This window comes from Devosia honganensis, assembly GCF_042648785.1.
GTDB lineage: Bacteria > Pseudomonadota > Alphaproteobacteria > Rhizobiales > Devosiaceae > Devosia > Devosia honganensis.
This window is the reverse complement of sequence record NZ_JBHRYD010000010.1, coordinates 95982-118024: the sequence shown is the minus strand read 5'-3', so window position 1 is coordinate 118024 and position 22043 is coordinate 95982. Positions and strand designations below refer to the sequence as shown.

22 protein-coding genes are annotated in these 22043 nt (G+C 66.9%); 11 read left to right on the top strand and 11 right to left on the bottom strand.

Translation table 11 applies throughout. The features are described 5' to 3' along the window. Positions 1-4: 4 nt before the first annotated feature. Together ACFOOL_RS11570 and ACFOOL_RS11565 are read right to left on the bottom strand one after the other, a co-directional pair. On the bottom strand, positions 5-709 hold the full coding sequence (locus ACFOOL_RS11570) for a thioredoxin domain-containing protein (RefSeq protein WP_380097212.1): 705 nt from the start codon (positions 707-709) through the stop codon (positions 5-7). Between the two features lie 91 nt (positions 710-800). Next, a complete protein-coding gene (locus ACFOOL_RS11565; RefSeq protein WP_380097211.1) occupies positions 801-1328 on the bottom strand; it encodes a DUF721 domain-containing protein in 528 nt (175 codons plus the stop codon). Positions 1329-1423: 95 nt separating this feature from the next. Here ACFOOL_RS11565 and ACFOOL_RS11560 point away from each other — a divergent pair, with 95 nt between their 5' ends. Beyond that, positions 1424-2476, top strand: coding sequence for an A/G-specific adenine glycosylase (locus ACFOOL_RS11560; protein ID WP_449240191.1), 1053 nt, complete (start codon positions 1424-1426; stop codon positions 2474-2476). Positions 2477-2668: 192 nt separating this feature from the next. Beyond that, complete coding sequence (locus ACFOOL_RS11555; protein ID WP_380097209.1) at positions 2669-3793, top strand: PLP-dependent cysteine synthase family protein; 1125 nt, start codon at positions 2669-2671, stop codon at positions 3791-3793. Between the two features lie 178 nt (positions 3794-3971). On the opposite strand, the gene ACFOOL_RS11550 is transcribed toward ACFOOL_RS11555, so the two are convergent. The 3 genes from ACFOOL_RS11550 to ACFOOL_RS11540 all read right to left on the bottom strand — a co-directional run bounded on the left by ACFOOL_RS11550 (position 3972) and on the right by ACFOOL_RS11540 (position 6248). Further along, on the bottom strand, positions 3972-5108 hold the full coding sequence (locus ACFOOL_RS11550; protein ID WP_380097208.1) for a site-specific DNA-methyltransferase: 1137 nt from the start codon (positions 5106-5108) through the stop codon (positions 3972-3974). A gap of 82 nt (positions 5109-5190) precedes the next feature. Next, on the bottom strand, positions 5191-5883 hold the full coding sequence (locus ACFOOL_RS11545) for a ribonuclease HII (protein ID WP_380097206.1): 693 nt from the start codon (positions 5881-5883) through the stop codon (positions 5191-5193). Further along, on the bottom strand, positions 5883-6248 hold the full coding sequence (locus tag ACFOOL_RS11540; RefSeq protein ID WP_380097205.1) for a DUF4180 domain-containing protein: 366 nt from the start codon (positions 6246-6248) through the stop codon (positions 5883-5885). Before ACFOOL_RS11540 ends, ACFOOL_RS11545 begins: the two co-directional genes overlap by 1 nt. A 77-nt stretch (positions 6249-6325) precedes the next feature. Here ACFOOL_RS11540 and ACFOOL_RS11535 point away from each other — a divergent pair, with 77 nt between their 5' ends. Continuing rightward, on the top strand, positions 6326-6907 hold the full coding sequence (locus tag ACFOOL_RS11535) for a hypothetical protein (protein WP_380097204.1): 582 nt from the start codon (positions 6326-6328) through the stop codon (positions 6905-6907). On the opposite strand, the gene ACFOOL_RS11530 is transcribed toward ACFOOL_RS11535, so the two are convergent. After that, positions 6908-8056: a PA0069 family radical SAM protein gene (locus ACFOOL_RS11530; protein ID WP_380097203.1), complete on the bottom strand. Its 1149-nt coding sequence runs from the start codon at positions 8054-8056 to the stop codon at positions 6908-6910. A 369-nt stretch (positions 8057-8425) separates the two neighbouring features. Here ACFOOL_RS11530 and ACFOOL_RS11525 point away from each other — a divergent pair, with 369 nt between their 5' ends. Continuing rightward, positions 8426-9889, top strand: coding sequence for an MDR family MFS transporter (locus ACFOOL_RS11525; RefSeq protein WP_380097201.1), 1464 nt, complete (start codon positions 8426-8428; stop codon positions 9887-9889). Between the two features lie 39 nt (positions 9890-9928). Here ACFOOL_RS11525 and moaB read toward each other — a convergent pair whose 3' ends face one another. The 3 genes from moaB to ACFOOL_RS11510 form a co-directional block, all read right to left on the bottom strand. After that, entirely contained in the window at positions 9929-10465 is a 537-nt protein-coding gene (gene moaB, locus ACFOOL_RS11520) for a molybdenum cofactor biosynthesis protein B (protein WP_380097200.1), read from the bottom strand. After that, complete coding sequence (locus ACFOOL_RS11515; protein ID WP_380097198.1) at positions 10443-11768, bottom strand: MFS transporter; 1326 nt, start codon at positions 11766-11768, stop codon at positions 10443-10445. The genes moaB and ACFOOL_RS11515 overlap by 23 nt, the downstream gene beginning before the upstream one ends. 130 nt (positions 11769-11898) lie before the next feature. After that, entirely contained in the window at positions 11899-12702 is an 804-nt protein-coding gene (locus tag ACFOOL_RS11510; protein WP_380097196.1) for a uracil-DNA glycosylase, read from the bottom strand. Between the two features lie 68 nt (positions 12703-12770). On the opposite strand from ACFOOL_RS11510, the gene ACFOOL_RS11505 reads away from it, so the two are divergent. The 3 genes from ACFOOL_RS11505 to ACFOOL_RS11495 all read left to right on the top strand — a co-directional run bounded on the left by ACFOOL_RS11505 (position 12771) and on the right by ACFOOL_RS11495 (position 17132). Next, on the top strand, positions 12771-14417 hold the full coding sequence (locus ACFOOL_RS11505; protein ID WP_380097195.1) for an electron transfer flavoprotein-ubiquinone oxidoreductase: 1647 nt from the start codon (positions 12771-12773) through the stop codon (positions 14415-14417). 94 nt (positions 14418-14511) lie between these two features. Continuing rightward, positions 14512-16245, top strand: coding sequence for a tetratricopeptide repeat protein (locus tag ACFOOL_RS11500; protein WP_380097193.1), 1734 nt, complete (start codon positions 14512-14514; stop codon positions 16243-16245). A gap of 8 nt (positions 16246-16253) precedes the next feature. Continuing rightward, complete coding sequence (locus tag ACFOOL_RS11495) at positions 16254-17132, top strand: 4-(cytidine 5'-diphospho)-2-C-methyl-D-erythritol kinase (RefSeq protein ID WP_380097192.1); 879 nt, start codon at positions 16254-16256, stop codon at positions 17130-17132. Positions 17133-17140: 8 nt separating this feature from the next. On the opposite strand, the gene ACFOOL_RS11490 is transcribed toward ACFOOL_RS11495, so the two are convergent. Continuing rightward, a complete protein-coding gene (locus ACFOOL_RS11490) occupies positions 17141-18154 on the bottom strand; it encodes a polyprenyl synthetase family protein (protein WP_380097191.1) in 1014 nt (337 codons plus the stop codon). A 135-nt stretch (positions 18155-18289) separates the two neighbouring features. On the opposite strand from ACFOOL_RS11490, the gene ACFOOL_RS11485 reads away from it, so the two are divergent. Genes ACFOOL_RS11485 through ACFOOL_RS11475 form a run of 3 tightly spaced genes read left to right on the top strand, consistent with a single transcriptional unit; the run spans position 18290 to position 20165 of the window. Further along, positions 18290-19033, top strand: a complete 744-nt coding sequence (locus tag ACFOOL_RS11485) for a methyltransferase (RefSeq protein WP_380097190.1) — start codon at positions 18290-18292, stop codon at positions 19031-19033. Between the two features lie 45 nt (positions 19034-19078). Further along, positions 19079-19921 carry a S49 family peptidase gene (locus ACFOOL_RS11480; protein ID WP_380097189.1) on the top strand — a complete coding sequence of 281 codons (843 nt, stop codon included), beginning with the start codon at positions 19079-19081 and terminating at the stop codon, positions 19919-19921. Positions 19922-19928: 7 nt separating this feature from the next. Next, positions 19929-20165, top strand: a complete 237-nt coding sequence (locus ACFOOL_RS11475) for a hypothetical protein (RefSeq protein WP_380097188.1) — start codon at positions 19929-19931, stop codon at positions 20163-20165. Here the strand turns inward: ACFOOL_RS11475 and ACFOOL_RS11470 are convergent. Next, a complete protein-coding gene (locus ACFOOL_RS11470; RefSeq protein WP_380097187.1) occupies positions 20129-21019 on the bottom strand; it encodes a phosphotransferase family protein in 891 nt (296 codons plus the stop codon). The genes ACFOOL_RS11475 and ACFOOL_RS11470 overlap by 37 nt on opposite strands. A 100-nt stretch (positions 21020-21119) precedes the next feature. On the opposite strand from ACFOOL_RS11470, the gene ACFOOL_RS11465 reads away from it, so the two are divergent. Further along, the gene (locus ACFOOL_RS11465) at positions 21120-22043 is read left to right on the top strand and encodes a glycine--tRNA ligase subunit alpha (RefSeq protein WP_380097185.1); all 924 of its coding nucleotides are present in this window, start codon (positions 21120-21122) and stop codon (positions 22041-22043) included.

Genomic DNA, 22043 nt, shown 5'->3' with positions numbered 1-22043 from the left:
GCCGCTATTGTTGCGCGGGAGCCATGGCGTCCGTCGCGGCCGGAGCGGGCGCGACGAAATCGGCAGGCACGAGCGGGTCGATCTCGGCAGCGAGCTGCTCGAGCGTCTTGCCCCCCGAAAGCGTCTTGCCATTGACATAGAAGGTCGGCGTTCCCGTCAGCTTGAATTCGTCCAGCGCCTGGTTTTTCTGCGCTTCAATCCCGTTGAACACATCCTGATTCGTCAAGGCGGCGTTGAAGCTTTCCTCCGTAAAGCCGAGCTGCTGGGCTATCGAGAAGATGGCATCGCGCGGCTTGTCGGACATGCCCCAGACGTTCTGGGTCTTGAAGAAGGTGGAGACGACCTCGTGATAATGGTCCTCGCCGGCCGCTTCCGCCAGCAGGAAGATCGCCGCGTCCAGCGCGTTGCGCGCGAAGGGGCGCAGGATGAACCGCACCTTGCCGGTGTCGATGTAATCGGTCTTGAAGGTGTCGTAGACCGTATTGTGGAAGGTCGCGCAATGGGGGCAGGTCGGGGACGCATATTCGATGACGGTGACCGGAGCATCGGGATCGCCCTCGGCCTTGTCGGGGAGGCCGCCGGCCGGGGCCATCAGCTTGGCGACGTCGATGACATCGCCCTCGGCAGCCTGAACGACGGCCATGCCACCCAGGCTCAACGCCGATGCGGCAGCGGCTAGAACGATGGTCTGACGACGGTTGAACTTCACGTTTCAGGCTCCTGGTTTCAATTGCCGGGCGAGACTACACGCCGGGAAGGTGTCGGCAAGGGGGCAAAAACATCACTTGGCGGTGAACGCTCTACCCGCGGTTCCGCTTCGATCTGCCCAGCAGCGCCAGGCCCAGGGCCCGCAGCGCCTCGCGCAGATCGCCATCCTCCACCTTGTCGGTCGCCGCGTCCACCCTGGCGATGGCGGCGCTGCTCGGACGGGAGGGGTTTTCGGACCTTGCGGCTGAACCGGGGGTGAACGGTTCGGCCGAGAGGCGGACCTCGCTGACCAGCACATAACCGAAATAGCGGTTGACCGCGGCGGCGATGGCGGGCGCCTCGTGCTGGACGAACAGCGCCTGCCCGGGCGCGCAGCGCAGATAAAGGACCGCGCCCTCCGCCCGGTGCGACGCGCCCGGCGCGGTGCGCGGCCAGCTCAGCTTGTCGGGCAGGGTGGTGGCCGCGAAGGGCGCAGGGACGATGGCGCGCCAATGGGCGATGATGTCCCGCCCGGCGAAGCCGCGCTTTTTCAGCACCGGATCGAGCGCTCCGGCCAGCGCATCGGCGACCGGCAGCGTCCTGTTCCGTCGTTTCGGTTCCTGTGCTGCGTCCCTGGCCATGGGCTGACCTATCGTTTCCGGCACCACTCGGGCAAGGGGCACGATGCATGCGCCGGCCCTTGTGGGAAGGATAGGCCAGGGGCTATCGGATGGCCATGCCCCTTTCGGACCCGCACAGAATCGATTCCGCCGCCGTGCTCGGCTGGTACGACCGCCATGCGCGCGACCTGCCCTGGCGGGTTGCGCCGGCCGACCGGCAACGCGGCGTGCGGCCCGATCCCTATCGTGTGTGGCTGAGCGAAGTGATGCTGCAACAAACGACGGTGGCGGCGGTGCGCAAATATTTTCTGCGCTTCACCGATCTCTGGCCCGAGGTCGCGGACCTGGCCGCGGCGCCGCTGGATGCGGTGCTGCGCGAATGGGCGGGGCTGGGTTATTACGCCAGGGCGCGGAACCTGCATGCCTGCGCGCAGGCGGTGGTGCGCGAGCATGGCGGGGCGTTTCCGACGAGTTCGGCGGAATTGCAGCGCCTGCCGGGGATCGGCGCCTATACCGGCGCGGCCATCGCCGCCATCTGCTTCGACGAACAAATCGCCGTGCTCGACGGCAATCTCGACCGGGTGCTGGCGCGCTATTACGCATTGGACGTGCCGGTGCGCGAGGCCAAGGAGGATTTGCGCGCCGCCTTGCAGGCATCGGTGCCGGAGCGGGCCGGAGACTTTGCCCAGGCGATGATGGATCTGGGCGCCACGATCTGCGCCCCGCGCGTGGCAAGCTGCCTGGTCTGCCCGTTGCAGCCGGACTGTGCCGCGGCGCGGGCGGGCGAAGCGCTGCTCTATCCCGTCAAGCCGGAAAAAACCGAACGGCCGGTGCGGCGCGGCCACGCCTTCGTCATGACCGACGCCGCCGGCGACGTCTATCTGCAGAGCCGGCCGCACAAGGGATTGCTGGCGGGGATGACCGAAGTGCCGAATTCGGACTGGGGCGTGGAGCCGGACGGCCCCGCCTTCCCGCTCGATGCCGACTGGCGCCATCGCGGCCAGGTGGTGCACGTCTTCACCCATTTCCGGCTGGAACTGGAAGTGTGGTCGGCGAGAGTGGACGGCGCCATGCTGGACGGCGGCTGGTGGAGCGAACCGGCCGCGCTCAAGGGCGAGGCGCTGCCGACATTGTTCCGGAAAGTGCTGGCGCGAGCCGGACTGGATTGAACGATAGGGGAGGCGGCACGAGGATGGCGAGACGCGCAGGTCTTGCGATGGAATGCTCCTGGGCGGCATTATATTAGCAAGAAATTCTGATCCTTCGTTTCCATACAAAAACTCTTGCTATTTTATGGGCCTGATATAGCATCATGTGCCTATCGGTACATGAGTGGACTGGGGTTTGGAATGGACAAGGTCATGCCGTGTCAAAGCCTCGATACAGATCGTGAATGGACGAGGCGCGCCCTGGCGCTTCTGGAGGCAGAGGGGCGCCGATCGGCGGATACGCATCTGATCAACCTGCCGGTTGCCGGGCTGCCGGGCGTCGACCTCTATTTCAAGGACGAGTCCGCCCACCCCACCGGCAGTCTCAAGCATCGGCTGGCCCGCTCGCTCTTCATCTATGGCATCTGCAACGGCAAGATCACGCCGGGGGTGACGCTGATTGAGGCTTCATCCGGCTCAACCGCCGTCAGCGAAGCCTATTATGCCCGCTTGCTGGGGCTGCGCTTCGTGGCCGTGCTGCCATCCAGCACCAGCCGTCGCAAGATCGAAGCCATCGAGCTCCAGGGCGGCCATTGTCATCTCGTCGAGGACGGCCGCACGATCCATGGCGAGGCCGAAAGGCTGGCCCGGGATTGCGGTGGCCACTATCTCGATCAATTCACCCATGCGGAGCGCGCCACCGACTGGCGAAGCAACAACATCGCCGACGCCATCTATCGCCAGATGGTGGACGAGCAACATCCCGTTCCGAATTGGATCGTCGCGAGCGCCGGCACGGGCGGGACCTCTGCCACCATCGGACGCCATATCCGCTATCGGGGCTATTCCACGCAATTGCTCGTGCCCGACGTCGAATATTCCGCCTTCTATGAAGGCTGGCGGGACGGCAATCCGAGGGCGCGCTGCGAAACGCCGACGCGCATCGAGGGCATCGGCCGGCCGCAAGTGGAAAAATCCTTTGTTCCCGAAGTGGTCGACGCGATGATCAAGGTTCCCGATGCCGCGTCGCTGGCAGCCATGCGCGTGTTGTCACGCCGGCTCGGCCGTCGGGTCGGCGGCTCCACCGGCACCAATTTCTATGGCATGTGCTGGGCTGCCAGCCAGATGCGAAACAAGAACGAGCCGGGCTCGATCGTTACGCTGATCTGCGACAGCGGCGAGCGCTATGCCGACACTTATTACTGCGATGACTGGCTCGCCGACCGCCAAATTCACACCGCGCCAATCGAAGCGATGATCGAGGATTTCCTGGAGGGCGCCCGGTTCGCTCCCAGCGCCATCCGGCAGGATCGCAGGCTAGCGGCTTTCATGTTTTGACGGAGCCAGCAACCAGCGTCCCTTTCCCCTTGAGGGGAGGGGAGCAAAGGCACCGATTCCACCTGACGATGAAAAGCTCCAGCGGCTGATGACGGCCGTATGCTGCCGCCGACAAAAAGGCCGCCGGGGCAAACCGGCGGCCAGTGATAGAGCCTGATGGAATGATTGGAGGTCAGGTTCAGGCAGAAAGCAAATCAAGTTTTTGGCGGATATCGGCCCGAAGCACATCGATCGGTTCGATCCGGCCGGTCCGTTCGTGGTGCCAGAAGGTCCACCCGTTGCATGCCTCGGCACCCTGGACCAGCGCGCCGACCTTGTGGATCGACCCCTGGTGCGGGCCCGAGACGAGTGAGCCATCTGCACGAACCATGGCGGAGTAACGCCTTGAAAAGTCGAAAAGTTGCGTGCCCACCTCGATGACGCCCTGTTCCACCAGCGAGCCGAAGGGAATGCGCGCCTCCTTGCGCTTGGGCGTCACCGATTGCAGCGCCTCGAAGACGCCGGGGCGGATGGTGGCGATGCGCTCGCGGGCGCCGGCGATATAGGCTTCTTCCCGCTCGATGCCGATAAAGTGACGACCGAGCTTGCGCGCCACCGCGCCGGTGGTGCCGGTGCCGAAAAAGGGATCGAGCACGATGTCGCCGGGCCTCGTGGTGGCATTGAGGATGCGGAACAGCAGCGCCTCGGGCTTTTGCGTTGGATGCAGCTTGGCGTCGTCCTCGCCCTTGAGGCGCTCGGCGCCGGTGCAGAGGGGAAACAGCCAGTCCGAGCGCATCTGCGTGTCGTCATTGGCCAGCTTCATCGCCTCGTAATTGAAGGTGACGCGGCTTTTCTGGCTCCTGGCGGCCCAGATGAGGGTTTCGTGCGCATTGGTGAAACGGGTGCCGCGGAAATTCGGCATCGGATTGGCCTTGCGCCAGACGATGTCGTTGAGCATCCAGAAGTCGAGATCCTGCAGCGCGGTGCCGACCCGGAAGATGTTGTGATAGGAGCCGATGACCCACAGGGCGCCGTCGGGCTTGAGCAGGCGGCGCGCCGCCCGGAGCCAGGCACGGGTGAAGGCGTCGTAATGGGCAAAACTGTCGAATTTGTCCCATTCGTCGTCCACCGCATCGACCTTGCTCTGGTCGGGACGGGTCAGGGCCTGCTCCAATTGCAGGTTGTAGGGCGGATCGGCGAAGATGAGATCGATGGAGCCGGCCGGCAGACTATTCATGTGGTCGATGCAATCGCCCACCAGGATAGTATCGATCGGAAGGCGTGTGGCCTGCCTTTCCGCATCGGCCTTGCGGGCCGTACGCGCGGTACTCAACATACACTTAACCCTAACGCAGTACTAACGGGCCTGTTATAGCGGCGCGAAGTTAATGGAGCGTTGGCAAGGGGTTAGCGAGGGGTTAATCGCCCAGGATCACCGTCGTCCGGCGCACCAGCAGCGCTGCCACCGGCGCAAAGCCATCGCGATGATGGCGGCAGGGCCCATGGCGCTCGAGCGCCGCCCGATGTGCCGCGGTGCCATAGCCCTTGTGGCCGGCAAAGCCGAAATGGGGGGCGTCGCAATCCATGACCTCGCACATGCGGTCGCGCATTACCTTGGCGACGATGGAGGCCGCCGCGATCGAGACGCTGCGCCCGTCCCCGCCGATGAGGGCCAGGCCCGGGCAGGGCAGGCCCGGCGGCAGGTCGCGCCCGTCCACCAGCACCCGGTCGGCGGGCTGGGGCAGGGCGCGGACGGCCCGCGCCATGGCGGCGAGCGTGGCGCCGCGAATGTTGAGGGCCAGAATGTCGCAAGGCGGCGCGGTGGCGACGGCGATGTCGGCGCTGGCGACGATGTCCTCGAACAATTCGTCCCGGCGCGCCGCCGTCAGCTTCTTGGAATCGTCGAGCCCGACCGGAATGCGCGCGGGATCGAGCCGCACCGCCGCGACGACCACCGGCCCGGCCAGCGGCCCGCGCCCGGCCTCGTCCACCCCGGCCACCCGGCGGGCGCCCCGGGCCAGCAGCATCTCCTCATGGCTGAAATCGGGAAAGCCGGCCTCCGGCGCGAACAGCGCCGCGGTCTCCGCCGGGGATGCGTGCTGCCGCCCCATCAGCCGCGTCCCCCGAGGCCGGCCAGCATCGCTTCGCGGTCGGCAGCGAAAAGGTGATGGCCGGTGCGATTGGTTTCGGTCACGAAATCGCGGAGCGCCTTGCTGCGCGCCACATGGCCCGAAACGTCGCCCAGAATGACGAGGCGCAGCCGGTAATTCTGCAATTTCTGGAAGAACAGGCCTGCCTGCCGCGTGGCCAGGTCGAAGAACTGGGGCGCGAAGCGTTCCGCCGGCACCACCAGCACGTCGGTTTGCGTACCATAGGTGGCCCCGATCAGATCGAGCGCGTCCTGTTCGCTGGCGAGCGCCGGTCCCCGGGCAGCGACGAAAAACAGCACGAGCCCGCCATGCGCCTCGGTGGTCACGATTCCGAACTCCGTTTTCCTGTCCTCGCCATGCTGATATAGGAGTCTGGCCGGGGGGCAAAGGCGAGAGACATTCGATGCGCAAAGCACATGGCCTTGCGGCACTGCTTCTGCTGGCTGCCCCGGCCCTGGCCGAACCGTTCCATCACTCCTCCGGCGAATGGCGGGAATACCACCGGGACTGGCTGGCGGCCTGCCCGGATACCATCGACGAGGACGGCCCCGGCTATCATGCCTATTCCTGTTTCGCCAGCACCGGCAGCCAGAGCCTCAACGGCGCCGGCCTGCCGGAATACAAGCTCACCCTGATCCGCAACCGGCTCGACGGAACGCTGGACCTAGCCATAACCGTCGCCCCGGATGACGGCGAATATGACCGGAAGCGGCCTATCGTACTGCATTTCGGCGGCGAGGCGCCGGTCCGCCTCGCCATGGGCACCGATCTCGAAATCCGGCATAACACCGTCAACCAGTTTTTCGTCGCCGATCCGGACCGCGCCGCAGAATTGATCGAGCGGATGAAGGATCGCAACGCCCTCGTCCTCGAGGTGCCGCTTGCCGGCATGGGCCGGCCGGTGCGGACCCGGCTGTCGCTGCGCGGGGTCATGGCCTCGCTCGACTTCATGGCCACCTATGCGAGGCGCGTCGCGCAATATTAGTTAGAAAAGGCTCAACTGGCGGCTTTCGATGCTGGGGGGCTCGAACAGGTCGGTGCGGAGCGGGGGAAGCCTGGCGTCGAGACCGTAGCGTGCGCGGGCCTTTTCGAAGCGCTGCCGCAGAAGCGTGGCATAGGGGCCTTCGCCGACCATGCGCGAGCCGAAGCGCGGATCGTTGTCGCGGCCGCCGCGCGTGTCGCGGACCAGCGAGAGCACGTGCCGCACCCGGTCGGGAAAATGGCGCAGCAGCCATTCGCGGAACACGTCGCGCACTTCGCCCGGCAGGCGCAGAAGGATCATCGAGGCGCTGAGCGCGCCCTGCGCCTTGCCCGCGTCGAGAATGCGCTCCAGTTCCATGTCGTTGATGGCCGGGATCATGGGAGAGGCGGAAATGGCGGTGGGCACGCCCGCCTCGCTCAACAGCCTGATGGCTTCGAGACGCCGTGCGGGCGAGGAGGCGCGCGGCTCCATCTTGCGGCTGAGCCGGTGATCCATCGAGGTGACCGAGAGCGCCACCTTGGCGAGACCGAGCTTGGCCAGCTCGCTCAACAGGTCGAGATCGCGCACGACCAGCGCCGATTTGGTGGTGATCAGCACCGGATGCCGGGTCTCCAGCATCACCTCCAGAATGCCGCGCGTCAGCCGGTGCGTGCGCTCGGCCGGCTGGTAGGGATCGGTATTGGTGCCCATGGCGATGGGGCGGGGACGGTAGGTCCTGGCCGCCAGTTCGGCGCGCAACGCCTCCACCGCATTGGTCTTGACGTAGATGTCGCGCTCGAAATCGAGGCCCGCCGAATGGCCCAGATAGGCGTGGGTGGGGCGGGCGAAGCAATAGGAACAGCCATGCTCGCAACCGCGATAGGCGTTGATCGAACGGTCGAAGCCGATATCGGGACTGTCGTTGCGGGTGATGATGGTCCGGGCGCGCTCGACATGCTCGACGGTCTCGAACAGCGGCAGCGGCTCGACGCTGCCCCAGCCATCGTCGAACCCGTCGCGCTGATGCGTCTCGAACCGGCCGGAACGGTTGGACTGCGCGCCGCGGCCGCGAATGCGCTCGGGCTGCACCAGTTCGCGCCGGACCAGATCGGCGTCGCGGCTGCGACTCAGGCGTTCGAGGGCTTCGAAAGAGGGGGCCTGATAAAGGGCCATTTCCGGTCTCCTGATGGCGCGCGCCGGAGGGAATCGCCCCGTTTCCGACGTTCGATCAGGTTAACAGGCAAATTAGAACATAACAAGAACAATACGGCGCTGCGCCTCGCCTCCCGAGGCTGATATCGGCAGGGCAGTCATGCAATAGAAGACTGGACGGGCGGGCCGGGGAAGCGTAGAGAACCGCGCTCCGCCGCGGCCCCGCCGGCAGCATTCCGCCGTCCGCCCCTGGGCCGCGATGGTAGTTTTCAGGAACAGACCCGGCTGCTGACGCCGCCTGTCGCAAAATATTTGCAGAAAGCGTGTCGAACCCCGACGGGTCGCGCCGTCGTGGAGGCGACCCCGCTTCGCCCTCGAGAGGAATTTCAGATGACAGTGGAAGCCACCATGGATGCGGCGCCCGAAAGCGCGCTCCACAATCCCGACAATGCCGCGCGCAACAGGCTGGTCATCGCCATTCTGCTGGTCTCCACCTTCGTGGTGTTCCTCAACGAAACCATCATGAGCGTGGCGATCCCGCACCTGATGAACGATCTGGGCGTCTCGGCCGGCGCGGCGCAATGGCTGACCACGGCGTTCCTGCTGACCATGGCCGTGGTGATCCCGGTCACCGGGTTCCTGCTGCAACGCATCAACACCCGGCCGATCTTCCTTTTGGCCATGTCCATCTTCTCGGCCGGTACGCTGGTCTGCGCGCTGGCGCCGGGGCTCGAACTGCTGGTGGCGGGGCGGATCGTGCAGGCCACGGGCACCGCCATCATGATGCCGCTGCTGATGACCACGGTGATGACGCTGGTGCCGCCCGAGGGCAGGGGCCGGACCATGGGCAATATCTCCATCGTCATGTCGGTGGCTCCCGCCATCGGCCCGACCATTGGCGGGTTCATCCTCGCCCATTTCGACTGGCGGTTCATGTTCTACTTCACCCTGCCCATCGCCATCGGGGCGCTGGCCTTCGGCACCGCCCGCATCCGCAACGTCTCCTCGCCGCGCTATGCGCCGCTCGACGTGGTGTCGGTGCTGCTCTCGGCCTTCGCCTTCGGCGGGCTGGTCTATGGTCTTTCGAGCCTGGGCGAGGCCAGCGACGACGCCCTCATCCCCGCCTGGCTGCCGATCGTCATCGGCCTTGTGGCGATGGCGGCTTTCATCCGGCGCCAGCTCGGGCTGCAAAGCGCGGACAAGGCGCTGCTCGATCTGCGCACGCTGACCCACCGCAACTACACCATGGCGCTGGTGACCATGGCCATCGCCATGGTGGCGCTGCTGGGCAGCTCGATCCTGCTGCCGATCTATACCCAGAACGTGCTCGGGCTCGACACGCTGCAAACCGGCATGATCCTGCTGCCGGGCGGGCTGCTGATGGGGCTGATGGGCCCGGTCGTCGGACGGCTCTATGACCGGGTCGGGCCGCGCCCGCTGCTGGTGCCGGGGGTGATCCTGGTGTCCGCCGTGATGTGGGCGCTCACCCTGGTCAGCCAATATACGCCGATCTGGGCGGTGGTGGCGGGCCATGTCACCCTGAGCTTCGGGCTGGCGCTGGCCTTCACGCCGCTGTTCACCGCCTCGATGGGCTCGGTGCCGATGCCGCTCTATTCCCATGCCAGCGCCATTCTCGGCTCGGTGCAGCAGGTGGCGGGGGCGGCAGGCATCGCCCTGTTCGTTGCGGTGATGAGCCTGCGCAGCGCGGCGGGCGTGGCCGGAGGGATGGGGGAGCTCGACGCCCTCGCCGCCGGCATCCGCGCCGGCTTCCTCTGCGGAGCGGTCATCTCGCTGCTGATGATCGCGGCCGCCTTCTTCGTGCATCGGCCCGAGGACGATGGCGCCGGCCATTGAAGCGCAAGATTGAAGACGCCGGAGCGATCCGGCGTCTTTTCATTTCTCGGCGAGGCGCGGCATGATCTCGACGAAATTGCAGGGGCTGTGGCGGTAATCCAGCTGCTGGCCCAGAATGCCTTCCCAGGCATCGCGGCAGGCGCCGCGAGAGCCGGGCAGGCAGAACACGAAAGTGGTGCCGGCCAGCCCGGCGGTGGCGCGCGACTGCAGCGAACTGGTGCCGACCGTGCCCGCCGAATATTGGTGGAACAGCACCGAAAAGCCTTCCATCCGCTTGTCGAACAGCGGCTCGACGGCCTCGGGCGTCACGTCGCGGCCGGAAAAACCGGTGCCGCCGGTGGTGAGGATCACGTCGACCCCCGGATCGGCGACGAGGGTCTGGACGGCGGCGCGGATGTGCTGGAGGTCGTCGCCGACCACCTGCCGCGAATGGCAGCGATGGCCGTCCTGTTCCAGCAGCGATTGCAGCAGCGCCCCGCTGGTATCGGTCTCCAGCGTCCGCGTGTCGGACACGGCGACGATGGCGATGGACAGCGGCCTGAATTCGCGGTCCTCAAACCGGCTTGTCTTGAACATCGTTCCCTCCTTCCACCGTCTCGATCAGCTCTTCCGGCACGGGCGGCTCGCCGGCCACCGGAGCGTCCTCGGCATCGCTGTCGGCGCGCGGGTCGAGCACGAGGGTCTCGGGCGTCACCTGCCTGTCGGCCACCGGCTGGAAGGGTGTGCGCTCCGCTGCATCGACGCTCTTGCGCAGGCGCATGCGCAGATAGGCGAAAAGCCCCAGCGTAGCGTGGAAGGTGGCGGTGACCATAAACAGCCCCACCGGATGCCAGGCGCCCATGATGAGCGAGGCCACCGCCGGCCCGATGGCCAGCCCGAGCCCCAGGATGAGCAGCATGCCGCCGGCGATCTTGGCGAAATCGCCGTCCCGCGCGAAGTCGTTGGCATGGGCGACCGCCACGGCATAGATGGGGTTGGCGGCAAAGCCGTAGGCGGCGAACAGCACATACATGCCCCAGCCGGCCTCGGGATTGATGATGACGGTGAGCGCGCCCACCAGCGCCGCGAAGCCCGACAGGCCGATCAGCACCAGCCGGCGGTCTATCCGGTCTGAAAGGCGCCCGAACGGCACCTGCGCCACCGCGCCCAGAATGGCGGCGATGGCGAACAGGAAAGCGATGCCGCGGGCGTCCAGGCCCTGCTCATAGCCATAGACCGGCGCCAGCGTGCCGAAGGCGCCATTGGCCATGCCGCAGGAAAAGGCGGCGATGGCCGCGACCGGGGAGGTGCGGTAGAGCAGCTTGAGATCGAGCCTGGCCGATTGCAGCGGGCGCGGCTGCGGGCTGGAGGTGAGGGCGGTGGGCAGCAGCGCGCAGATGAAGCTGATGGCCCCGACCACGAAGGGGATATAGCCGGCCGTGCCGGTGATCGACATGGCGATCTGCCCCATGGTCGAGGCGGTCATGTTGATGGCGACATAGATCGAGAAGATGGTGCCGCGGCTCTTGTTGTCGGCCACCTCGTTGAGCCAGCTCTCAACGATCATGGCCGCGCCGGCAAAGCAGAAGCCGGAAAGCGCGCGCAGCAGGATCCAGCCGATATCGTTGATCCACAGGAGATTGAGCAGGATGGTGATGGTGCCGATGGCCGCCATGACCGAGAAGGCGCGGATATGGCCCACCTTGCGCACGATGAACGGCACGAACAGCGAGCCGGTGACGAAGCCCGCCGACCAGCCGGTGCCGATCAGCCCCAGGGCCAGCAGCGAAAAACTCTCCTCCGCGCCGCGCACCGAGAGCAGCAGCCCCTGCAGCCCCCCGCCGAACATCAACAGGGCCGAGCCGAGGAAAAGGGCATAGATCTTGATAACGGAGGCCATGGTGCTTTCGGGGTCAGCTACAGGTCGGACAGTGCAAATCAGCGCAAAGTGACCATAGCGCGGCCAAGGCCCATGTGTAGCCCGAAAGATTGGGAATATCGGCGATGCGGAGGCGGAAGGCCGCGCCGGCTCAGGGGCTCAGCCCCATCGCTTCCATCTTCATCCGCAGGCTCAGCAGGTCGCGCCAGGCCTGCTGCTTGGCGGCGGGATTGCGCAGGAGATAGGCGGGGTGAAGCGTAGGGACCGCCTCGACCTGATGCGCCCCGATGGAGACGGTCTGCCATCTGCCCCGCATCTTGATGATGCCGCTGGTGGTCCTGAATATGGTCTGCATGGCGGAGCCGCCCAGCGTCATCACCAGTTGCGGGGCCACCAGCTCCACCTGCCGGTGGAGGAAGGGCAGACACAGCTCCATTTCCTCGGGCGTCGGGGCGCGATTGCCGGGCGGGCGCCAGGGAACGGTATTGGCGATATAGACGCTGGAGCGGTCCAGCCCGATGGCGTTGAGCATGCGGTCGAGCAATTGGCCCGAGCGTCCGACGAAGGGCTTGCCCTGCCGGTCCTCCTCGGCGCCCGGCGCTTCGCCGATCAGCATGATCCGCGCCGCCGGATTGCCATCGGCGAAGACCAGTTGCGTGGCCCGGAATTTGAGGCCACAGCCATCATATCGATCGAGAATGGTGCGCAATTCGTCCAGGGAGGAGGCCGAGCCGGCGAGCCGGCGCGCTTCCCCCGGATCGCCGCCCACCGGTCCGGGCGGCTGCACCGGCTGGGCCGGGGGCTGGCCGGACGTTGCGGCGCCCGCTCCGGGCGGGGCGCTGCGGGCGAAGCGGTCCACCGGTTCCTCGCCCACGGCCTGATCCACCCCGGCGGCCCGATACCAGTCGAGCACCGAGAGCAGTTCGGCGTTATTGAGCGGTCGATCTTGAGACATCCCAATTCTTATGTCACACCCCGTGCGGTGCGACCAGCCGCGCCACGCTTCCCGAGTTAGGTTCACACATGGCAGATGCCGGAAATCGTGAAACCCTGTCCACCGACGTCCTGATCGTGGGAGCCGGCCCGGCGGGGCTGGCGGCCGCCATCCGCCTCAAGCAGCGCCATCCCGATATCGCGGTGACGGTCGTGGAAAAATCGGCGGAGGTCGGCGGGCATATATTGTCCGGCGCGGTCATGGACCCGGTGGGGCTCGACGCGCTGATCCCCGACTGGCGGCTCAAGGGTGCCCCGGTCGGGCCCGACGTCACCCGCGACAGCTATCATTATCTGACCGCGCGCGGCGACTTCGCCATTCCCCATGCCCTGGTGCCCCCGCAGATGAGGACGCGCGGCGCGGTGATCGTCAGCCTGGGGCGGCTGGTGCAATGGCTGGGCGAGCAGGCGGCGGCGATGGGGGTCGATATCTTTCCCATGACCGCCGCGGTCGATGTGTTGCGCCAGGGCAGCGGGCCGGTGCGCGGGGTGATAACGGGCGATCTGGGACGGGACCGCGAGGGCCGGCCCAAGCCGGGCTTTGCCCAGGGCATCGCGCTCGAGGCCCGCTATACGCTGATCGCCGAGGGGGCGCGGGGCTCGCTGGCCAAGCGACTGATCGCGGATTTCGGGCTTGGCCGCGAACCGCAGAAATACGGTCTGGGCATCAAGGAAATCTGGGAGCTTCCCGCCGACCGGCACCATCCCGGCCAGGTCGACCACTATCTGGGATTTCCGCTCGACAACCGGACGGCCGGCGGCGGCTTCGCCTATCATGCCGAGGACCGCAAGCTCTATCTCGGGCTGGTGACCTATCTGGATTATCGCGATCCCACTCTTTCGCCCTTCGACGAATTCCAGCGCTTCAAGACCCATCCTTCGGTGGCACGGCTGCTCGAGGGGGCCACCCGCATCGGCTATGGCGCGCGGGCGGTCACCGCCGGCGGCTGGCAGTCCATCCCGACGCTGGCGTTCCCGGGGGGCGGGCTGATCGGCTGTTCGGCCGGCTTCATGAATGCGCCGCGCCTCAAGGCCATCCACAATGCCATCCTCTCGGGCATCGGCGCCGCCGACGCCATCGGGGCCGCCCTCGCCAAGGGGCGCAGCCACGATCTGGTGGCCGATTTCGGCCGCAGCGTCATGCGCACCGGCATCGCCCGCGAATTGCAGGGCGTGGCCAATGCCAAGCCGCTCTGGTCGCGCCTCGGCACGGTTCTGGGCTCGCTCGCCATCGGCGCCGATCTGTGGGCCGCCGCCATTTTCGGACGCTCGCCCCTCAATCTGCGCTCGCATGGCAGGGCCGATTTCGAGCATCTGGCGCGGCGGAGCGAGGTGTCCGGACGTCGCTACGAGCGGCCGGACGGGACGCTGACCTTCGACCGCGCCTCCTCGGTATTCCTCGCCAATCTGGCGCATGACGAGAACCAGCCGGTGCACTTGCAACTCGCCGACCCGGACATTCCGGTGCACGAGAACCTGCCGCTCTATGGCGAACCGGCTCCGCTCTATTGCCCCGCCGGCGTCTATGAATTGGCCGAGGAGAACGGCGCGCCGGTATTCCGCATCCACGCGGCCAATTGCGTGCATTGCAAGGCCTGCGACATCAAGGATCCGGCCCAGAACATCACCTGGGTGCCGCCCGAGGGCGGCAGCGGGCCCAACTACAGCGGAATGTGAAGCGCGCTTCCCCCGCCCGCCTTGCGGCGCCGTCCCAAAACGGACAATCTCTGCGCCCAGAAGCCGGCGCACCGGCATAGGAGATATCAGCCCCGTGATCCCGTTTTCGTTTCGATCGCTCGGACGCATCCTCGCCACCGCCTTGCTCGCCCTGGCGGCAACGCCGCTGGCGGCGCAAAACGACCTTGATTTCGGGCTGAACAGGTCCGCGCGGGAGATGTTCGGGCTGTTCCAGCCCAGCATTTCCGGGTCCTATCTCGCCGGGCAGCGAGCGCTCAAGGATTTGCGGACCGACGAGGCGGCGCGCTATTTCTTCGAGGCGGCGCAGGCCGACTGGGACAATCCCATCCTCGTGGAACGGGCCTTCATCGCGCTGGCCACGGACGGGCAGATCGGACAGGCGGCCTCGACGGCGCGGCGGATGCTCGAACTCGATTCGCGCAACGAACTGGCCGAGCTGGTGGTGGCCACCGGAATGCTCAAGGAGCGCCGCTTCGGCGCGGCCGAGCGCCGGCTCGACACCATCGCTCGCGACACCTTCAGCGGCATCACCGCCGGCATCCTGCGCGCCTGGGCGCTGGTCGGGGACAACCGGATCGACGAGGCCGAGGCGCTGATGACCCAATTGGGGTCCACGGGCCTCGAGGATTTCCTGGTCTTCCACCGCGCCCTGATGGCCGAAACGGCCGGCAAGACCGAACAGGCGCTGAGCCTTGCCGGGCGGGCTTTCGACACCGAACCCTATGTGGCCCGCATTGCCGAGGTCTATGCGCGCATGCTGGCCAATGCCGGCCGCTTCGAGGAAGCCTCCGACGTGCTCGACGCCTTCGAGGCGCAGGGAGCGACCCATCCGGTGGTCACCCAGATGCGCGAGGTGGTGGAAGCGAGGCGCCGTCCGGGCAAGTTCGCCGCCAATGTGCAGATCGGCGCGGCCGAGATGTTCCACGGCATCGGCGTGGCGCTGGCGCGCGACGGCAGCGCCGATCTGGCGCTGGTGTTCCTGCGGCTCGGCGTCTATCTCGATCCGTCCGCCGACGTGATCTCGCTGGCCGTGGGGCAATTGCTGGACGCGTCCGGCCAGCACGAAAACGCCAATGCGATCTATGACGCGGTACCCGCCACCTCGCCGCTCAAGCCGACCGCCGTGGTGCGCATCGCCCAGAACCTCGATTCCATGGGCGAGCGCGCCGAAGCGATCCGGCGCCTGCGCAACATCGTCGCGACCAGTCCCGACGATCTGGATGCGGTGGCGGTGCTGGGCGACCTCCTGCGCTACGACGAGGACTATCCGGGGGCCGCCCGCGCCTATTCGCGGGCGCTCGAGCTGAGCGGGGGCACGGCGCCGTCCGACTGGCGCTATTATTACGTCCGGGGCATCGCCTATGAACGGGCCAAGCAATGGCCCGAGGCGGAAGCCGATTTCCTCAAGGCGCTCGAGCTCAATCCCGATCAGCCGCAGGTGCTCAACTATCTGGGCTATAGCTGGATCGACATGGACATGCATCTCGAAAAGGCGCTGGGCCTGATCGAGAAGGCCGTCGAGGCGCAGCCCAGGGACGGCTATATCATCGATTCCCTCGGCTGGGCCTTCTACAAGCTCGACCGGATGGAGGAAGCGGTGGAGACGCTAGAGCGCGCGGTGATGCTGCTGCCCAACGATCCCGAGATCAACGACCATCTGGGCGATGCCTATTGGAAGGCGGGACGGCGGCTGGAGGCGCGCTTCCAGTGGAACATCGCCCGCTCGGTGGATCAGGAGGGCAATGTGGCCGAGCGGGTCGCCCCCAAGCTGGTGGACGGCCTGACGCCCGAAAACGCCACCGAATAGCCAGCCAGATGTCCGCAGGAGCCCTTTCGCAGGCGGCGCCGGCCAAGATCAACCTGGCGCTGCACGTTACCGGCCGGCGCGCGGACGGCTATCACGAGTTGGAAAGCCTCGTGGTGTTCGCCGACCTCGCCGACGAACTCGAGGCGGTGCCCGCCGATACCGACAGCCTCGCCGTTTCCGGCCCTTTCGCCGCGATGCTGGGCAGCGGATCGTCCAATCTGGCGCTGCGGGCGGCGGCGGCTTTTCGCGCCCGCTGGCCGGAGCTGGCGCCGTCCGGGCTGGCGCTCCGCCTCACCAAGAACCTGCCCGTCGCGGCCGGGATCGGCGGTGGCTCGGCCGATGCCGCGGCGACCTTGCGGCTCATGGCGGGCATGGCGGCGGAGCCGGTGCCGGTCGCCGAACTGGCGGATCTGGCGGCCGGATTGGGGTCCGACGTGCCTGCCTGCCTGCTGTCGCGCCCGCTCATTGCCCGCGGCGTGGGGGAAATCCTCTCGCCGCTGCCCGAATTCCCGCAGCTTCACATCGTCCTGGTCAATCCCCAGATTCCGGTGGTGACCGCCGAAGTGTTCCGCCGCCTGCGCCGGCGCGACAACGCCCCGCTGCCGGCGCTGCCCGCGCCGCTGACCCGGCCGGCCCAGCTCGGCCTCTGGCTGGCCGAGACCCGCAACGACCTCGAGCCGGCGGCGGTGGAGCTGGTGCCCGGGATCGGCACGCTGATCGGCACGCTGTCGGGGTTCGCAGGTTGCATGCTCGCCCGCATGTCGGGCTCGGGCGCCACGGTGTTCGGGCTGTTCGGATCGGGCGCGCAGGCCCATGACGCGGCGCATGAAATCCGCCGCCTGCATCCCGATTACTGGGTCGGGGCGGCGCCGCTGCTGGGGCCGTGAGGACGGCGTCAGCTCGCGCGGCTAACGCTATATTCCACCACGTCCATCAGGATGGTCTTCATCTCGCCTTCGGGCAGGGGGGCCAGGGCCGCGATGGCGGCGCGCGCATGACCGCCGGCCTTGGCGAGGGTGCGGTTGAGCGTGTCGTAGCGGTTGAAGATAGCGACCACCTGATGCACTTCCAGATCGGTGGCCTCGGCATTGCCCAGCGCCGAGGCGATCAGGGCGCGCTCGCTTTCGCCTGCCTCCTCCAGCGCCAGGATGACCGGAAGGGTCATCTTGCCCTCGCGCAGATCGTCCCCGACATTCTTGCCCAGCGTGCCGGACTGCCCGCCATAATCGAGCGCGTCGTCGACGAGCTGGAAGGCATTGCCCAGCTCGAGCCCATAGGCCGCCAGCGCCTTGCGGCCTTCGGCGTCCGCCCCCCCGGACATGGCGCCCACCTCGCAGGCCGCCTCGAACAATACCGCCGTCTTGGCGCGGATCACCTCGGAATAGTCGGCCTGGGTGGTGGTGAGATCGCCGGTCTTGGCGAGCTGGAACACCTCGCCCTCGGCCATGACGGCTGAGGCGGCCGACAGTACGCCCAACGCATCGATGTCGCCGGTTTCCACCATCATCATGAAGGCCTGGCCGAGCAGGAAATCGCCCACCAGGATCGACGCCTTGTTGCCCCAGATCATGCGGGCCGCCCGTTGGCCGCGGCGCATGTCGCTCTCGTCCACCACGTCGTCATGCAGCAGGGTGGCGTTGTGCATGAACTCGACCGCGGCAGCGAAATTGATCTCATTGCCCCGCCCCCGGCCGAACAGCAGGGCGGCGGCGACGGTCAGCATGGGCCGGAGCCGCTTGCCGCCGCTGTCGATGAGATAGCGGGCCAGTTCGGGAACCATGTCGACATGCGAGCGGGCACGGTCCAGGATGAGCGCATTGACGCGCTCCATGTCGGCGGCCGTCGCGGCCATCAGCCGCTCCACCGGATTGGACACCTGTGCTTCCTTGATCTGCGTCAGAACTGACACCGTCTTAAAGTCCTCGTTGCCGTGCCGGCAAATCGGGTTGAGACCGCTGTGCCGAGCCATGTATGGTCGCACGAAACCAGCCATCCGGATGCGATGTCCCTAGACCAGCCGACCGAGTTTGTAAAACACCAAACGGTGACGCGCGACGCCTTTCTGGGCGGCCGGCTCACTCTGTCGCAACCGCGCAACGGCTTTCGCGCCGGGCTGGATAGCGTGCTGCTGGGCGCTGCCGCGCCCGCCGGCGGCACGGCGCTGCTCGATCTGGGCGCGGGCGCGGGCGCTGCCGGGCTGACCGCGCTGGCGCTGGGGCGCACGGATCGCGCCGATCTCGCCGAACGCGATCCGGCCATGCAGGCGCTGGCGCGGAACAATGTGGACGAGAACGGATTTTCCGGCCGGGCCTCGGTGCTTGAGGTGGACATCACCGCCAGGGCGGATGCGCGGCGGGCGGCCGGCCTCATGGACAATCGCTTCGATACGGTCATTGCCAACCCGCCGTTTTTCGCGGCGCGGCGCGGCACGCCGGCTCCGATCGCCAGCCGGGCCGAGGCAAGGCATATGGAGGCCGAGGCGCTGGAATTGTGGGTGCGGTGCGCCGCCGCCAGCGCCGCCGCGGGGGGCATGGCGATCTTCATCTACCCCGCCCCCGGCCTTGCCGCGCTGCTCGCCGCCTTCGACCGGCGCTTCGGCGCGCTGCACCTCCTGCCGCTGGCCCCGCGCCCCGGCATGGAGGCGATGCGCATCCTGATCCGGGGCCGCAAGGGCTCCCGCGCCCCGCTAACGCTCATGGCGACGCGGTTCCTGCACGATGATGCCGGCCATGGCTTCGCCCCGGAATTCGAGGCTATCTTTCGAGGACAGGCCGCGCTCGACTGGTAATCGGGGCGGACACTTCCTAAATCTGCGCGACGTCATGGAGTGGACATGCAGGACAGGCCGGCACCGAAACGCAATTGGCTGAGCCGGCTGGTGCGGCGCCCGCCGGTGGTTCCCGTGGTGCGGCTGCAAGGCGTGATCGCCGCCGACCAGCGGCCAGGCCGGCTCAACATCGCCACGATCGAACCGCTTCTGGCCAAGGCCTTCGCGATGAAATCGGCACCGGCCGTGGCCATCGTCGTCAATTCGCCCGGCGGCTCGCCGGTGCAGAGCCGGCTGATCTCGAAGCGCATCCGCGACCTTGCCGAGCAGAACCGCAAGACGGTGCTGGTCTTTGTCGAGGACGCCGCCGCCTCGGGCGGCTATTTCATCGCCGTGGCAGGCGATGAAATCCTGGTGGACCCGTCCTCCATCGTCGGCTCGATCGGCGTCATCATGGCCAGCTTCGGTTTCGTCGAGGCCATCGGCAAGCTCGGCATCGAGCGGCGCGTGCACACGGCCGGGCGCAACAAGTCGACGCTCGATCCCTTCCTGCCCGAAAAGATCGAGGATGTGGAGCGCATCAAGCGCGTCGAGCTGGATATCCATCAGGTCTTCATCGATCATGTGAAGCAATATCGGCGCGGCCGGCTCAAGGCCGACGACGACACGCTCTTTACCGGCGAATGGTGGACCGGGCTGCGCGGGATCGAGTTGGGCCTTGCCGATGGCGTGGGCGATCTGCACGCCACCTTGCGCGAGCGCTTCGGCCCCGACGTGGTGTTGCGGATGATTGCGCCCCGCCGTCCGCTTTTCGCGCTGCCGCGGCTGGGACTGTCCGCCCATTCCGTGATAGACGATGCCGCAGCCGCCATCGACGACCGCGCCCTTTGGGCCCGATTGGGACTGTGATCCGCCAATGACCGCCGTTCTGCTGCGCATACTGATCTTCGTCGGCCTCTTTTTGCTGATCTATTTCGGGCTGCGCCGCATCTGGAAGGATTGGTCGGACAAGTTCAGGACCGATGACGAAGAGGCGCGCCTGCTGCGGCGTCGGCGCGACCTCGAGGAGCGCCAGCGCCCCGATGTCATCGAGCTCAAGCAGGATGCGGACGGCACCTATCGCCCCAGGGGCAAGGACGATCCGCCGGCCTGATCCTGAAGGATGCGCCGGCACCAACCCATGAGCGCCTCGTCGTCGGCGGCGAAGGACCAATAGGCGGCGAGCCAGCGTCTTGCCTTTTCGTAATCGGCCAGCAGCCCGCAGCGGCGCAGCCAGTCGAGGGCCTGTTCGCGGTCCTCCGGGCGTGCCTGGGGAGAAATCTCCGGGTCGAGATAGGCGACGGCGCTCCAGGCCTCCATCCTGTCGTCGCCGAGCAGGGTGGCGGGACCGAAATCCAGCACGGCGCTGACCGAGCCGTTTTCCGCCAGCACATTCCCCGGAAAATAGTCCAGATGCACCAGCGCCGGCCGTTCCGGCTCGGGCAGGGCGGTCCCGGCTGCTGCCAGAACGGCGGGGCGCAGATCGTCGGGACAGGCCCGGGCGCTGGTGGCCAGCCGGGCCTTGAGGAAGCCGTTCCAGGAGGAGGAGCGCAGGCCTTCGCCATCGAGCAGCGGCCCGAACCGGTCGCGGACGAGGCCGATCCCGCCGATATGGCGGGCCGCGCCGAGATAGTTTTCGAGAAGATTGCGGCGCTCCTCGCCTTGGAGGTGTTCGAGCAATTGCCCGACCGGGACGCCGGGGAGCCGCTTTTCGATGGCCAGCACCCGCCCTTCCATCGCGACGACGCGCTCCACCTCCGGCGTGCGAAAGGGCAGGTCCGCGGCATGGCGGGCGATTTCATCGAGCATGGCCGCGCGAGCCTCCGCCGCCCTTAAGGTGGCTCCGGCTTTCATGATCCGCACCACATGGTCCGGCCCCATCGCATAGACCCGCGCCTCATTGCCGGCGCCCAGCAGCGCGGCGTCGGCATGACCGAGCCGCTGCAAGATCTCAATATCGTCCGTCATCGTCTTCGTGGCGTCCCCTTCATCGCCTCCATCGGCGGAGCCTTGACCGGCCCGGCGGGCAACACTAGGTTCCGCGCCAACAGCAGATGGACCTGTTAGCATGACCGCTCGCCCCGCCCATATGGACCCCAGGAATTCATTCCAGGGCCTCATCCTGACATTGCAGAATTTCTGGGCCGAGCAGGGCTGCGTCCTCCTGCAACCCTATGACATGCAGATGGGAGCGGGCACCTTCCATACCGCGACCACTTTGCGGGCGTTGGGCCCCAGGCCGTGGAACGCCGCCTATGTGCAGCCCAGCCGCCGTCCCACCGACGGGCGCTATGGCGAGAACCCCAACCGCCTGCAGCATTATTACCAGTTCCAGGTGATCCTGAAGCCCTCGCCGGACAATATCCAGCAGCTCTATCTGGATTCGCTGGCTGCCATCGGCCTCGATTCGGCGCTGCACGACATCCGCTTCGTCGAGGACGACTGGGAAAGCCCGACCCTGGGCGCCTGGGGGCTCGGCTGGGAATGCTGGTGCGACGGCATGGAAATCAGCCAGTTCACCTATTTCCAGCAGGTGGCGGGGTTCGAGTGTTCGCCGGTGCCGGGCGAGATCACTTATGGGCTGGAACGGCTGGCCATGTATGTGCAGGGCGTCGAGAACGTCTACGATCTCAATTTCAACGGCCGGGACGGCGCCGAAAAGGTCACCTATGGCGACGTCTTCCTGCAGAACGAGCAGGAAAGCTCGAAATACAATTTCGAGGCCGCCGACACCGACATGCTGTTCCGCCATTTCGAGGACGCGGAAAAGGAATGCCGCGCCATTCTGGCCAAGGGCTCCGAGGCCAATCGCCAGACCATGGCCATTCCCGCCTATGAGCAGGTGGTCAAGGCGTCGCACAATTTCAACATGCTCGATGCGCGCGGGGTGATCTCGGTCACCGAGCGGCAGAGCTATATCCTGCGCATCCGCGAAATGGCCAAGGCCTGCGGCGAGGCCTGGCTGCAAACCGCCGGGGGCGGGGCGGAATAG